The 13707-nt window shown below is 67.1% G+C and carries 10 protein-coding genes; 6 read left to right on the top strand and 4 right to left on the bottom strand.

Annotation, left to right across the window (positions count from 1 at the left end):
• Nucleotides 1–101 precede the first annotated feature (101 nt).
• Entirely contained in the window at nt 102–1097 is a 996-nt protein-coding gene (locus tag ACFOPO_RS15535) for an RluA family pseudouridine synthase (RefSeq protein WP_386704348.1), read from the top strand.
• A 53-nt stretch (nt 1098–1150) separates the two neighbouring features.
• Here the strand turns inward: ACFOPO_RS15535 and ACFOPO_RS15530 are convergent, their stop codons facing one another.
• Both ACFOPO_RS15530 and ACFOPO_RS15525 read right to left on the bottom strand, forming a co-directional pair.
• The gene (locus ACFOPO_RS15530) at nt 1151–1585 is read right to left on the bottom strand and encodes an energy transducer TonB (protein ID WP_386704346.1); all 435 of its coding nucleotides are present in this window, start codon (nt 1583–1585) and stop codon (nt 1151–1153) included.
• Between the two features lie 60 nt (nt 1586–1645).
• Nucleotides 1646–1987, bottom strand: a complete 342-nt coding sequence (locus ACFOPO_RS15525) for a 4a-hydroxytetrahydrobiopterin dehydratase (protein ID WP_386704345.1) — start codon at nt 1985–1987, stop codon at nt 1646–1648.
• Between the two features lie 108 nt (nt 1988–2095).
• On the opposite strand from ACFOPO_RS15525, the gene ACFOPO_RS15520 reads away from it, so the two are divergent.
• Together ACFOPO_RS15520 and ACFOPO_RS15515 are read left to right on the top strand one after the other, a co-directional pair.
• The gene (locus ACFOPO_RS15520) at nt 2096–2692 is read left to right on the top strand and encodes an NfuA family Fe-S biogenesis protein (RefSeq protein ID WP_386704344.1); all 597 of its coding nucleotides are present in this window, start codon (nt 2096–2098) and stop codon (nt 2690–2692) included.
• A gap of 19 nt (nt 2693–2711) precedes the next feature.
• Nucleotides 2712–4502: a hypothetical protein gene (locus ACFOPO_RS15515; RefSeq protein ID WP_386704342.1), complete on the top strand. Its 1791-nt coding sequence runs from the start codon at nt 2712–2714 to the stop codon at nt 4500–4502.
• Nucleotides 4503–4703: 201 nt separating this feature from the next.
• On the opposite strand, the gene ACFOPO_RS15510 is transcribed toward ACFOPO_RS15515, so the two are convergent.
• Both ACFOPO_RS15510 and ACFOPO_RS15505 read right to left on the bottom strand, forming a co-directional pair.
• A complete protein-coding gene (locus ACFOPO_RS15510; RefSeq protein WP_386704341.1) occupies nt 4704–5138 on the bottom strand; it encodes a c-type cytochrome in 435 nt (144 codons plus the stop codon).
• Between the two features lie 11 nt (nt 5139–5149).
• Nucleotides 5150–5530 (bottom strand): c-type cytochrome, encoded by a 381-nt coding sequence (locus tag ACFOPO_RS15505; protein WP_386704437.1) that lies wholly within the window; start codon nt 5528–5530, stop codon nt 5150–5152.
• A gap of 305 nt (nt 5531–5835) precedes the next feature.
• Between ACFOPO_RS15505 and ACFOPO_RS15500 the strand changes: the two genes are divergently transcribed.
• The 3 genes from ACFOPO_RS15500 to ACFOPO_RS15490 are packed head-to-tail and all read left to right on the top strand — an operon-like array spanning nt 5836 to nt 13585.
• On the top strand, nt 5836–6975 hold the full coding sequence (locus ACFOPO_RS15500) for an efflux RND transporter periplasmic adaptor subunit (protein WP_386704339.1): 1140 nt from the start codon (nt 5836–5838) through the stop codon (nt 6973–6975).
• An 18-nt stretch (nt 6976–6993) separates the two neighbouring features.
• On the top strand, nt 6994–10464 hold the full coding sequence (locus tag ACFOPO_RS15495) for an efflux RND transporter permease subunit (protein WP_386704337.1): 3471 nt from the start codon (nt 6994–6996) through the stop codon (nt 10462–10464).
• A 13-nt stretch (nt 10465–10477) separates the two neighbouring features.
• Complete coding sequence (locus ACFOPO_RS15490) at nt 10478–13585, top strand: efflux RND transporter permease subunit (protein WP_386704336.1); 3108 nt, start codon at nt 10478–10480, stop codon at nt 13583–13585.
• Nucleotides 13586–13707: the final 122 nt, after the last annotated feature.

Raw genomic sequence — 13707 nt, 5'->3', positions numbered from 1 at the left:
GACCGGAATCGCAGGACAGGGGCTTTCGGCCTTTGAGTGCAAGTTCCTGCGAAATCAAAACCTTATCTCGCGTCGCGAGTGTATCAGATAACCTCCCCCGGATGACCCATTCAGCTCCCCCCAACCCCGGCCCGGCGCCTCGCCAGGACGCCAGCCAGGTCCGCACCGTCCGTGTCCCCGAAGATCGGGACGGGCAGCGCCTGGACAATTTCCTGCTCGGCCAGCTCAAGGGCGCGCCGAGATCCCTGGTCTACAAGCTGGTCCGCTCGGGCCAGGTCCGGGTCAACGGTGGCCGCGCCAAGGCCGAGCGCAAGCTCGAGGCCGGCGACGAAATCCGGATCCCGCCGGTTCGTCTCAGTGAGGTCGGCGACAAGACTCCGCCGCCGAAGGGCCTGCTCGACGCCCTCGAGGCGGCGATCGTGTTCGAGGACGCGCGGCTGCTGGCCCTGAACAAGCCGGCCGGCCTGGCCAGCCATGGCGGCAGCGGCATCAGCCACGGCGCGATCGAATCGCTGCGGGCGCTGCGTCCGAACCAGAGCCTGGAGCTGGTCCACCGCCTCGACCGCGATACCTCGGGGTTGCTGGTCGTGGCCAAGAAGCGTTCGGCCCTGACCGAGTTGCAGGCGCTGATGCGCGAGGACCGCGACTACGACGGCATCGGCATCCGCAAGCGTTACCTGGCCCTGCTGGCCGGGCGCATGCCCGACGGCGTGATGACCGTCGATGCCCCACTGCACGTCGGCCTGCGCCAGGGCGGCGAACGCCACGTCCAGGTCAATCCCGCGGGCAAGGCGTCACTGAGCCATTTCAAGGTGCTCGAGCGCCGCGGTGGTCAGTCCTATTGCGAGGTGCGGATTGAAACCGGCCGCACCCACCAGATCCGCGTCCACGCCCAGCACATTGGCCACGCGATCGCCGGTGACGACAAATACGGCGACGCCGAGGTCAACAAGCGGCTGCGTGATCAAGTGGGCCTGAAGCGGATGTTCCTGCACGCCTCGACGCTGGAGTTCTCGCTCGACAACGGCAAGACGCCGTACCTGCTCAATGCGCCGCTGGCGCAGGAGCTGATCGACGTGCTCGATCGCCTGGCATAGCCGCTACCGTCATCGCGGCGAACGCCGGGACCCACTTGCCCTTGCGGTCGCGACTACTTCCCGCCAGCCCGGCGCCGCTGCTCATCCAGCACGAAGCACGCCTGCGGCCGCACCGCCGGCGGCCTGAACGTCACCGGCACCTGCAGCTTCGAAGACTGCGCCACGCCACCGCGCGTGGCCGGCTTGAACTTCCAGTTGCGCACGCCTTCCTGTGCGGCCTTGTCCAGCGCCGCGATGCCGCTGCTGCGGAACACGTCGGCCGCGCCCGGCTTGCCGTCCGGCCCGACCGTCAGCAACAGCACCACCTGGCCACCGACGTTGTCGCAGGCGAGCTCTTCGGGATAACCCGGCGCCGGCGTGTCGACCGCCATCAGCTCGGTCCGTGCAATGGCGGCGGGCGCGTTGGTGTCCGGCCCCTTGTGGCAGGCGCCGAGGAGCAGGGGCAGGGCAACCGAGGCCAGGGCCGCGGAACGATAACGACGAAACATGCTCATCTTGTCCATGGCTGTCTGCCTCCGGTGAGTTAGGGTTGTCGCGCCTTTGCTGGATCAGTCCGCCAGGGTGTCGGCCTTGGCCGCGCAGATGAAGTCGTTCTCGCTCAGGCCACCGACGTCGTGGGTCGAATAGCGCACCACGCAGCGGTTGTAGTGCACGCCAAGGTCGGGGTGGTGGTCTTCGCGGTGGGCCATGAATGCCAAGGCATTCACGAACGCCATGGTTTCGTAGTAGTTGCCGAACGAGTAAGTCCTGGAGAGCGCATGCCCGTCTTCGACCAGTTCCCAGCCCGGAACCTGCGGCATCAGCTCGCGGACGCGCGCTTCACTGAGCCGGTGTTCGCTGCCACGGCGGGCGAGGCAATGGGCCTGGGCAAGGGGGACGAGGTCGTTCATCGGCAATGATTCCTTTACACGTCCCGCCGACTGAACGGAAGCCATCGTCGGCGGTCATTCCAGAGGGGCGCACCATCGTGCTGCGCGGACCCCGGTAGAATAGCCCCCATGATCAACATTTCCGAATCCGCCCAGCGCCACTTCCTCAAGCTGATCGAGCGCGAGGCCCTGCCGGGCCTGGGCGTGCGACTGGCCGCCGTCCACGCCGGCACGCCGCGCGCGGACGTGCGCCTGGAGTTCGCCGAGCCCGGTGACCTCCAGGGTGACGAGTGGGCGGTGGACTGCGAAGGCTTCACCGTGTGGCTCGATGCCGCCAGCGTGAAGTACCTCGACGGCGCCCAGATCGACTACGAAACCCAGGCCACCGGCGGCCAGCTGCAGATCCGCGCGCCCAAGATCAAGGGCGAGGAGCCGGCCGAGTCGGCCTCGCTGGTGGAGCGTGTGCACTGGATCGTCGAGCACGAGATCAATCCGCAGCTCGCCTCCCACCGCGGCAATGTCGCGGTGCAGGAAGTCACTGCCGAGGGCGTGGTCGTGCTGCGCTTCGGTGGCGGCTGCCACGGTTGCGGCATGGCCGACGTGACGCTGAAGCAGGGCATCGAGAAAACGCTGATGACCAAGGTGCCCGGAGTGACGGCCGTGCGTGACGCCACCGATCACGAGACCGGCGACGCACCCTACATCCGTCGCGATTCGGCGGCCTGAGCAGGGCGCGGCGACGTAGATGTTCTCCGCCGCCGACCTGATCCACGCCCTGCAGCGACGGCTGCAGCTGATTTCGCCGCACCTGCGGCGCGCACCGGGTGAGTTTCCGCCAGGCTGGCAAGCCTGGTTCGCGAGCATGCACGAGCGCACCGGTGCGGTGCGCGGCGCGACCGCGCAGGCGTTCATCGAGGTGTTCCTCGCGCGGCCGCTTGCGGTTCCGCCGCCCAAGCGCATTGGCGACCTGACCCGCTGGCAGTCGTTCGCCACGCTGTGGCGGCAGGACTGGCACGGCGACGTGAAGCACGACCGCATCGACCGTCGTGTGCACTGGTTCGCGACGGTTTTCACCGTGCTCTGGCACGTGTTCTTCGCAGCGATGCTGCTGTACCTGATGTACCTGCGTTTCCTCGCCGTCAGTTCGTTGCCGCCGCAGGGCGAGGACGTCGTGATGGTCGAGTACGTCGGCAAGGGCACACCGAAGGAACCCGGCGGTGGTCCGGGCGAGCCGGGCGAACCGGTGCAACAGCAGGCCCAGCCGACTCCGCAGCAACCGGCGGCTGCCGCCCCGGCCGAGCTGGCTGCGTCGGCGTCGCCGACCGCTGCGCTCAGTCCGCCCGACGTCGCGACGCCTGCGCCCGCCGTGGATGCACCCGTCCCGGACGTCGCGCAGCGGGACGTTCCCGAACCGCAGGTGCCGCCGCCGGCACCGACGGTCGAGCAACCGGTCGTGGTCAGCGAGCCCGCGCCCAGTGAGCCGACCGTGTTCGTCCTGCCGCCGACGCGGCGCCGTCCGCCGGAACCGTCAGTGGCGGCGCCCGAACTCAGCACCACGGCGCCAACGGTGCGCACGACGGAGGTGGCCGAACCGGTGCAGCCAATCCGGCCGAACATCACGCCTCGCGAGACCGCTGCGCCTTCGGTAGAGGCACGCCAGCGCGAGGTCGCCGTGCGTGAAGTCCCGGCACCCGTGCAGTTGCCGTCACCGCCGGTGCGCACGCTGCCGACTCCAGTGCTGCCCACGCCTCAAGTGCGCTCGACCGCGCCCGGCATCCGCACGGCCGAGATTCCGTCCCCTCCGACGCCTGCGCCGGCAGCGCCAGCCGCAACCGCGGCGACCGCGGCGACCGCGCCTGCGGCCAGTGCGACGACCACACCGCCGTCGCCAGGCCCTGCCGCGGCTTCCACCGCCGCGCCGGCCGCGGCGTCCGGTACGCCCGGGTCCACCCAGGCGCGTCCGGCTGCGCCAGCGGGCAGCGGCACGCAGCCGGTGGCCGGGGCGGGGGCAGGTCCGAAACCGGCGCCTGCGCCGGGAACCTGGTCCACACCGACCCGCGGCGACGATTGGGGCGAATCCACGCGCAACCGCCCTGGCGGGCAGCGCGGCGAGCAGCCCGGCCTCTATAACAGTGATGGCAGCGTCCGCATCGCCGACGCGCCCGGCTCGGCGGCGCCGGGTCAGCCGCCGGGCACGATTACCGAGGAGATCAAGGACCTCGATCGTGCCGGCACCTGGTTGCGACGCAAGCCCAATGATTACGAGCCGACCAGCTTCGAAAAGTACTGGGTACCCAACGAATCCCTCCTCGCCGAGTGGGTGCGCAGGGGGGTGAGGAAGGTGGCGATACCGATCCCGGGCACCGGCAAGAGCATCGAGTGCGTGATCTCGATGCTGGCCCTGGGCGGCGGCTGCGGCATCAGCGACCCGAACCTCAACGACCAACCGGCGGGCGCGCGACCGCCGCCGCCGGTGCCGTTCAAGCCTGCGCTGCAGGAAGACAATGGCTCGGTGAAGCCGCCGCCAGGCGGCTGAGAGGCAGCCGGAAATCCAGCGGTCACCGTTCGTCCTGAGCGTAGCGCAGCGAAGTCGAAGGATGGTGCGGCGCGGGCTTCCTTCGACTTCGTGCCTGCGGCACTACGCTCAGGACGAACGGTTACCTGGTTGGGGCACGCTTTCAGTGCCCACAAAAAAGCCCGCCGAAGCGGGCTTTTTCGCCATCTCGAGTGCCGCCGATCAGTGCGCGTTGTGCAGGTCGCGCAGGTTGCTCTGGCGCGAACCGAAGTAGGCGGCCAGGTCGGCGATCTGCTGGTCGGTCAGGTCCTTCGCCTGGCTCGACATCAGCGCGTGCTCGCGGTCGCCATCGCGGTAAGCCTGCAGGGCGTGGGCGATGTAGTCGTAGTACTGGCCGGCGAGCTTCGGGTAGGTCCCGTCGATCGGGGCATTGCCTTCGGCGCCGTGGCAGTCGACGCAGGACTGGCCCGTGGCCTTGCCCTTGGTGCTGGCCAGCTGCTCGCCGGCGGCGATGTGGCCGGCCGGCAGGCCGGCGGACGAGGAGGTGTGGCCTTCGCCGCGGTCGGCGGCGGAGTGCTCGGCCGGGGTGTCGGAGCTGGAGCAGCCGACGACCGCGAGCGAGGCGAGCAGGGCAATGGCGAGGAACTTGTTCGTCATGGTCTGCTCACTCACTTCAGGGACGAAAGGAAGGCGGCGATGTCGGCGATGTCCTGGTCGGAGAAGCTCTGCGACTGGGCCTGCATCGTCGGGTGCTTGCGCGCGCCCTTCTTGTATTCGGTCAAGGCATTGACCAGGTATTCCGCCGACTGCCCGCCAATCTTCGGCACGTGGTAGTTCGGGTAGGCGTTCTTGTAGCCGGTGATGCCGTGGCAACCCTGGCAGGTGTAGGTCAGCTGGTGTCCCTTGGCGGCATCACCCTTAACAGCGGCAGGTGCCGTGGTTGCGGTGGCAGCGGCCGGGGCAGCGGCGGGGGCCTGGGTTTCCTGGGCCGATGCGACGGACGCAGCGGTGGTCAGCAGGAAGCAGGCGGCGATCATCAGCGGTCGCATCATGTCGTAGTCCGCAATCTCGAATGGCTAGCGAAAGGTTCTGAAGCTGGCTGCGCGTGGCCATCCCCTCTTCAGGAGGGCCGCGCATAAGTGCGCAAGTATAGCCTGCGATATCGATGCAACGAAGCGGTGCCATTTTGCATCGATGGTTGTTGCGGCTGATGAGAACTCTCCTTAGGGTTCCGCCCCGCGACATGGCTCCAGTCACCATGACCTTCGGCGGATGTTGGTGAACGGGGCAGGTGATATACCTATCTACAACACCGGCATACGGTCCGGTAAACAGCCACCTTGGGGTTCAATTCATGCGTCATCTCTCCCGAAATCGCAGCCGTGGTTTTGCCCGCGCCGCTCGCGTCCTGCTGCCCTGCCTGGCACTGTCGAGCGCCCTGCTGCTGGCCTCCTGCAAGGGCGGTGGCGGCCCTGGGGAGGCCCAGGCCAAAGAGGGCGAGAAGGGCCCGGAGGCCGTCCCGGTCGAGGTCGCCAAGGCCTCGCGTCGTGCGGTCGCGGCCAGCTACACCGGCACGGCAGCCCTGGAACCGGTGGGTGAGTCGCAGGTGGTCGCCAAGACCTCGGGCGTGGCACTGAACGTGCTCGTCGAGGAAGGCCAGCAGATCCGCGCCGGCCAGACCCTGGTGCGCCTGGACGCCGCCCGCTCGCAGCAGCAGGTCGCCCAGACCGACGCCCGCATGCGCAAGCTCGAGGCCAACTATGCCCGCGCCAAGCAGATGGCCGAGCAGAAGCTGCTCAGCGCCAATGACAACGACCAGCTGCGCTTCGACCTCGAAGAGGCCCGCGCCGCCAATCGCATGGCCAACCTGGAACTGTCCTACGCGAACGTAGAAGCGCCGATCTCCGGCGTGATCGCCTCGCGCTCGATCAAGACCGGCAACTTCGTCCAGATCAATACGCCGATCTTCCGCATCGTCGACACCTCGCGTCTGGAAGCCACCCTCAACGTGCCCGAGCGCGAGCTGGCCACGCTGAAGGCCGGCCTGCCGGTGCAGATGCAGGTCGATGCGCTGCCGGGCAAGGTCTTCACCGGCACCGTCGACCGTGTTGCGCCGGTGGTGGACTCGGGCAGCGGCACCTTCCGCGTTGTCTGCGCGTTCGCCGGTGGCGGCGTGCTGCAGCCCGGCATGTTCGGCCGCATCAAGATCGACTACGACCAGCGCGCCGACGCCCTGGTGGTGCCGCGTGTCGCCCTGCTCGAGGACGACGGCGACCCGGCGGTGTTCGTCGTCAAGGGCGACAAGACCACGCGCGTGCCGGTCAAGCTGGGCTACACCGACGGCTCCTGGGCCGAAATCCGCAGCGGCGTGAAGGTGGGCGACCAGGTCGTCGTTGCCGGCAAGACCGCGCTGCGTGACGGCACGGTCGTGCAGGTGCTGGGCCAGCCGGCGAAGAAGGTCGCGGCCGCCAAAACCGAAGCCAAGAAGCAGTAATCATCGCGGAGAGCGAACGTGACGCAACCTGCGAACGAATCATCCGGCTTCAACCTGGTCGAGTTCTCCACGCGTCGCCGTGTCACGGTGATGATGGTGACGCTGACCTTCGTCCTGTTCGGGTTCATCGCGCTGAGTGACCTCAAGGTCAACCTGCTGCCGGACCTGAGCTATCCGACCCTGACGGTGCGCACCGAGTACACCGGTGCGGCGCCGTCGGAAATCGAAACCCTGATCAGCGAGCCGGTCGAAGAGGCCGTCGGCGTGGTCAAGGGGCTGCGCAAGCTGAAATCCGTCTCGCGTACCGGCCAGAGCGACGTCGTGCTCGAGTTTGCCTGGGGCACCGACATGGACCAGGCCAGCCTCGAAGTGCGTGACAAGATGGAAGTCCTGCAATTGCCGCTGGAGGCCAAGGCTCCGGTGCTGTTGCGCTTCAATCCGTCGACCGAACCGATCCTGCGCATCGCGCTGTCGTCCAAGACCGCTGCGACCAACGATACCGAGGCCATGCGCGAGCTCACCGGGCTGCGCCGCTATGCCGACGATGACCTGAAGAAGAAGCTCGAGCCGGTCGACGGCGTGGCCGCGGTCAAGGTTGGCGGTGGTCTCGAGGACGAGATCCAGGTCGACATCGACCAGCAGAAGCTTGCGCAGCTGAACCTGCCGATCGACAACGTCATCCAGCGCCTGCAGCAGGAGAACATCAACATCTCCGGCGGTCGCCTGGAGGAAGGCTCGCAGCGTTACCTGGTGCGCACGGTGAACCAGTTCGCCAGCGTACCGGAGATCCGCGAAATGCTGGTCACCACCCGCAGCGGTGGCGACAACGCGGCCGCCAACGCGGCTGCGCAGATGGCGGCGATCGCCGCGCAGACCGGCTCGGCCGAAGCCATGGCCGCGGCCGCGTCCGTGCAGAGTGCCAATTCCGCTGGCGGTGGCGCCGTGGCCGGCGGCATGCCGGTGCGCCTGAAGGACATCGCCGAAGTCCGCCAGGGCTACAAGGAACGCGAGGCGATCATCCGCCTGGCCGGCAAGGAAGCGGTCGAGCTGGCGATCTACAAGGAAGGCGATGCCAACACCGTCGCCACCGCAGATGCCATCACCAAGCGCCTGGAAGAGATCAAGGCGCAGATCCCGCCGGACGTGGAACTGACCACGATCGACGACCAGTCGCTGTTCATTCGGCACGCCATCAGCGACGTCAAGAAGGACGCGGTGATCGGCGGCATGCTGGCCGTGCTGATCATCTTCCTGTTCCTGCGTGATGGCTGGAGCACGTTCGTCATCGGCCTGTCGCTGCCGGTATCGATCATCGCCACCTTCTTCTTCATGGGCCAGCTGGGCCTGAGCCTCAACGTCATGTCGCTCGGCGGCCTGGCGCTGGCCACCGGCCTGGTCGTGGACGACTCGATCGTGGTGCTGGAAAGTATCGCCAAGGCGCGAGAGCGAGGGCTTGGCATCCTCGATGCCGCCATCGCCGGCACCCGCGAAGTGAGCATGGCCGTGGTTGCGTCGACGCTGACCACCATCGCGGTGTTCCTGCCGCTGGTGTTCGTGCAGGGCATCGCTGGCCAGTTGTTCCGTGACCAGGCGTTGACCGTGGCCCTGGCCATCGGCATCTCGCTGATCGTGTCGATGACGCTGATCCCGATGCTCAGCGCGCTGAAGGGGCGGCCGCCGATGGCGTTCCCGGAAGAGGCGCCGCATCCGCGCTGGCAGCCGACCTCGAAGCTGCAGAAGCCCCTTGCTGCCGTCGAACATGGCATCGGTGTCGGCACCCGCGGCACGTTCTTTGGCATCACCTGGCTGATCGTGCGCGCCTGGCGTGGCCTGGTCGCGGTCGTCGGACCGGTGATGCGCAAGGCCAGCGATATCGCCATGGCGCCGTACGGACGTGCCGAGCGCGGTTACATGAAGCTGTTGCCGACCGCGCTGCGCAAGCCGTGGCTGGTGCTGGGCTTTGCCGCAGCGGCATTCGCGCTGACCTTGCTGGCGATCCCGATGCTGGGTGCGGACCTGATCCCGCAGCTGGCACAGGACCGCTTCGAGATGACGGTGAAGTTGCCGCCCGGCACGCCGCTGCGCGAGACCGACACCCTGGTGCGCGAGCTGCAGCAGAAGCACGCCAAGGACGACGGTATCCGCACGCTCTACGGCGTCAGCGGCAGCGGTACCCGACTGGACGCCAACCCGACCGAAAGCGGCGAGAACATCGGCAAGCTGACGGTGGTGATGGCCGACGGCGGCAGCAAGGAAGTGGAGGCGCGCGAAACCGAGCGCCTGCGCACGACCATGCAGTCGCACCCGGGCGCACAGGTGGACTTCAGCCGTCCGGAGCTCTTCAGCTTCTCCACGCCGCTTGAAATCGAACTGCGTGGCCAGGACCTGGAAAGCATCCAGGTCGCCGGCCAGCGCATGGCGGCGATGCTGCGGGCCAACCCGCACTATGCCGACGTCAAGTCGACGGTCGAGGAAGGCTTCCCGGAGATCCAGATCCGCTTCGACCAGGACCGCGCCGGTGCGCTCGGCCTGACCACCCGCCAGATCGCCGACGTCGTGGTGAAGAAGGTGCGCGGCGACGTCGCCACGCGCTACAGCTTCCGCGACCGCAAGATCGACGTGCTGGTGCGTGCCCGCGAAACCGACCGCGCCTCGGTCGACAACATCCGTCGCCTGATCGTCAACCCGGGCAGCACCCGCCCGGTGACGCTGGACGCGGTGGCCGACGTCGTGTCGACGACGGGCCCGAGCGAGATCCACCGCGCCGACCAGGTGCGCGTGGCGATCGTCTCGGCCAACCTGCGCGACATCGACCTCGGCACCGCCGTGCAGGAAGTGCAGGAGATGATCGCCGAGCAGCCACTCGGTGCCGGTGTCGGCATGCACATCGGTGGCCAGGGTGAAGAGCTGGCCGAGTCGGTGCGATCGCTGCTGTTCGCATTCGGCCTGGCGATCTTCCTGGTCTACCTGGTGATGGCGTCGCAGTTCGAGTCGCTGCTGCACCCGTTCGTGATCCTGTTCACCATCCCGCTGGCCCTGGTCGGCGCGGTGCTGGCATTGCTGCTGACCAATTCGCCGGTCTCGGTGGTGGTGTTCATCGGCCTGATCCTGCTGGTGGGCCTGGTGGTGAAGAACGCCATCATCCTGGTCGACAAGGTCAACCAGCTGCGCGAGCACGGCGTGGCCAAGCGCGATGCACTAATCGAAGGTGCCCGTTCGCGACTGCGTCCGATCATCATGACCACGATGTGCACGCTGTTCGGCTTCCTGCCGCTGGCGCTGGCGATGGGCGAGGGCGCGGAAGTGCGCTCGCCGATGGCCATCACCGTGATCGGTGGCCTGCTGGTGTCGACGCTGCTGACGCTGGTCGTGATCCCGGTGGTGTACGACCTGCTGGACCGTCGCGCCGACGACTACTACGTCGAGCGTGCCCGCCGTACGCATGGCAAGGTCGCGTCGGACGACGACGGCCAGGTCGAGCCGGCTTGAGCGGAGCACTGACATGACGATTGCAGAGCTCAGCATCAAGCGGCCCGTCACGGCGATCATGTTCTTCGTGTCGCTGTTCGTGATCGGCCTGATCGCGGCGATCCGGCTCCCGCTGGAAGCGTTCCCGGAAGTGTCGCCGCCCTTCATCTTCGTGCAGATCCCTTACGAGGGATCCACGCCGGAGGAAGTGGAGCGGACGTTGCTGCGGCCGGTGGAAGAAGCGCTGTCGACGATGACCGACGTCAAGCGCATGGATGCCAACGCCCGTTCCGACGGTGCCGAGATCTTCATGCAGTTCTCGGACTGGGACCGCGATGTCGCCATCGCGGCGTCGGAGGCGCGCGAGCGCATCGATGCCATCCGCGACGACCTGCCGGACGACCTGCAGCGTTACAACGTGTTCAAGTTCTCCACCACCGATGAACCGGTGTTGCGCGTGCGCCTGGCCAGTTCGACCGACCTGACCGGTGCGTACGACATGATCGACCGCGAGTTCAAGCGGCGCATCGAACGCATCCCGGGCGTGGCGAGGGTGGAGGTGACCGGCGCGGCGCCCAACGAGGTCGAGATCGCCATCGATCCCGACCGCCTGACCGCGCACAACCTGAGCATCAACGACCTCAACACGCGCCTGAAGGCGGTCAACTTCTCGGTGTCCGCCGGTCAGATCGACGACGGCGGGCGGCGCCTGCGCGTGCAGCCGGTGGGCGAGATCACCGATCTGCAGCAGCTGCGTGACCTGATCATCGACACCAAGGGCACGCGTCTGGGCGACATCGCCGAGATCCGCCTGAAGCCGGCGCGCATGAACTACGGCCGCCGCCTCGACGGCAAGCCGGCGATCGGCCTGGACATCTTCAAGGAGCGAAGTGCCAACCTGGTCGAGGTCTCCAGCAACGCGCTCAAGGAAGTCGAGGCGATCCGCGACCAGCCGGAAATGGCCGGCATCCAGATCAAGATCATCGACAACCAGGGCGACAACGTCACCAGTTCGCTGCTCGAGCTGGCCGAAGCCGGCGGCATCGGCCTGTTGCTGTCGATCGCGGTGCTGTTCTTCTTCCTGCGCCATTGGCCATCGACGCTGATGGTGACCCTGGCCATCCCGATCTGCTTCGTGATGACGCTGGGCTTCATGTACTTCACTGGCGTCACGCTCAACATCCTGACGATGATGGGCCTGCTGCTGGCGGTGGGCATGCTGGTCGACAACGCCGTGGTCGTGGTGGAGAGCATCTACCAGGAACGCGAACGCATGCCGGACCAGCCGACGCTGGCCTCGATCATCGGCACCCGGCACGTCGCGATCGCGCTGTCGGCCGGCACGCTGTGCCACTGCATCGTGTTCCTGCCCAACCTGTTCGGCGACCGCAACTTCCTCAGCATCTACCTGTCGCAGATCGCGATCACGATCTCGGTGTCGCTGCTGGCCTCGTGGCTGGTCGCGGTCAGCCTGATCCCGATGATCTCGGCGCGCATGAAGACGCCGCCGGCGGTGCGCTCGGACCGCGGCCTGATCCCGCGCCTGCAGAAGGGTTACGCCCGTTTCCTGCGCTGGACGCTGGAGCACCGCGGCAAGGCCGTCCTCGGCATCGTGCTGATCATCGCCGTCAGCATCGTGCCGATGATGCTGACCAAGAAGAACATGTTCGGTGGCGACGACGGCACCGAGACCAATATCTTCTACCAGTGGAAGGGCGCCTACACCAAGGAACAGATGTCGGCGGAAATCCTCAAGATCGAGAAGTTCCTCGAGGCCAACCGCAAGCGCTACAACATCACCCAGATCTACTCGTACTTCAGCGAGCAGGGCTGGGGCGGCACCCGCATCACCTTCGACACCGACAAGATCGACGAGACCAAGGCGACGATCGAGAAGCTGCGCAACGACCTGCCCAAGTCCGCCCGTGCCAACATCGGCATCGGCAACCAGGGCGGCGGTGGCGGCGGTGGCGGCCCTGGGCAGAACATCCAGGTGCAGCTGGTGGGCGACTCCACCGAGACGCTGGTGGAACTGGCCAACGACATCGTTCCGATCATGTCCAAGCGCAAGGAACTGCGCGACGTCCGCGTCGACATCGGCGACCAGAACAGCGAGTTGTCGGTGCACGTCGACCGGGATCGTGCGGCCGCGTTCGGCTTCAGCGCGCAGGAAGTGGCCAGCTTCGTCGGCCTGGCCCTGCGCGGTGCGCCGCTGCGCGAGTTCCGCCGCGGTGAGACCGAGGTACCGGTCTGGGTCCGTTTCGCCGGGGCCGAGAACTTTGGCGTCGAGGACATCGACAGCTTCACCGTCCGTGCCCCGGATGGCCGCACCGTGCCGTTGCTGGCCATGGTCGATGTCGCCGTGAAGCCGTCGGCGACGCAGATCCAGCGCGCCAACCGCCAGACCACGGTGGCGATCCAGGCCAACCTCGCCGACAAGGCCACCGTGCCCGACGCGCGCAAGGCGATGGAAGAGACGCTCAAGTCGGTGGCATTCCCGGCCGGCTACAGCTTCACCTTCGACAGCGGCGCGTTCGAAGACGAGGCCGATGCCAACAAGCAGATGATGTTCAACCTGCTGATCGCCCTGGTCATGATCTACGTGGTGATGGCGGCGGTGTTCGAGTCGCTGCTGTTCCCGTCGGCGATCATGAGCGGCGTGCTGTTCTCGGTGTTCGGCGTGTTCTGGCTGTTCTGGCTGACCGGGACCGAGTTCAACATCATGGCCTTCATCGGCATCCTGGTGCTGATGGGCGTGGTGGTGAACAACGGCATCGTCATGATCGAGCACATCAACAACCTGCGTCGCCGCGGCCTGTCGCGGACCGATGCGCTGGTCGAGGGCAGCCGCGAGCGACTGCGCCCGATCCTGATGACGATGGGCACGGCGATCCTGGCGATGGTGCCGATCTCGCTGACCAACACCCAGATGGGTGGCGACGGCCCGCCGTACTACCCGATGGCACGCGCCATCGCCGGTGGCCTGGCGTTCTCGACGGTGGTCAGCCTGCTGTTCCTGCCGACGATCTACGCGATGCTCGACGATCTTCGCAACGGCACCACCCGCATGGTGCGGCGTGCGCGTGGCAAGGGCGACGGAACGGTGCCGGCAGCGGCAGTGGCTGCACTCAAAGCGGACTGACCGCCAAGTCGGAAGGGAGAAACGGGAAGGCTTGCCTTCCCGTTTTTCTTACGTGGAGGCTTCCAGTTTCCTGATGGTGTCCCTTTCGCCGGGCACTTAACGTGACAGCGTCTGTCACGGGG

This window comes from Lysobacter sp. GCM10012299 (assembly GCF_042649405.1).
Taxonomy (GTDB): domain Bacteria; phylum Pseudomonadota; class Gammaproteobacteria; order Xanthomonadales; family Xanthomonadaceae; genus Lysobacter_J.
The sequence above is the reverse complement of the archived record's forward strand: the minus strand, read 5'-3'. Positions and strand labels throughout refer to the sequence as shown.

What these genes read in the sequence shown, in the direction of transcription:
- ACFOPO_RS15535 (WP_386704348.1), top strand. Translation starts at nt 102, where the DNA reads ATGACCCATTCAGCTCCCCCCAACCCCGGCCCGGCGCCTCGCCAGGAC.
- ACFOPO_RS15530 (WP_386704346.1), bottom strand. Translation starts at nt 1,585, where the DNA reads ATGTTTCGTCGTTATCGTTCCGCGGCCCTGGCCTCGGTTGCCCTGCCC.
- ACFOPO_RS15525 (WP_386704345.1), bottom strand. Translation starts at nt 1,987, where the DNA reads ATGAACGACCTCGTCCCCCTTGCCCAGGCCCATTGCCTCGCCCGCCGT.
- ACFOPO_RS15520 (WP_386704344.1), top strand. Translation starts at nt 2,096, where the DNA reads ATGATCAACATTTCCGAATCCGCCCAGCGCCACTTCCTCAAGCTGATC.
- ACFOPO_RS15515 (WP_386704342.1), top strand. Translation starts at nt 2,712, where the DNA reads ATGTTCTCCGCCGCCGACCTGATCCACGCCCTGCAGCGACGGCTGCAG.
- ACFOPO_RS15510 (WP_386704341.1), bottom strand. Translation starts at nt 5,138, where the DNA reads ATGACGAACAAGTTCCTCGCCATTGCCCTGCTCGCCTCGCTCGCGGTC.
- ACFOPO_RS15505 (WP_386704437.1), bottom strand. Translation starts at nt 5,530, where the DNA reads ATGCGACCGCTGATGATCGCCGCCTGCTTCCTGCTGACCACCGCTGCG.
- ACFOPO_RS15500 (WP_386704339.1), top strand. Translation starts at nt 5,836, where the DNA reads ATGCGTCATCTCTCCCGAAATCGCAGCCGTGGTTTTGCCCGCGCCGCT.
- ACFOPO_RS15490 (WP_386704336.1), top strand. Translation starts at nt 10,478, where the DNA reads ATGACGATTGCAGAGCTCAGCATCAAGCGGCCCGTCACGGCGATCATG.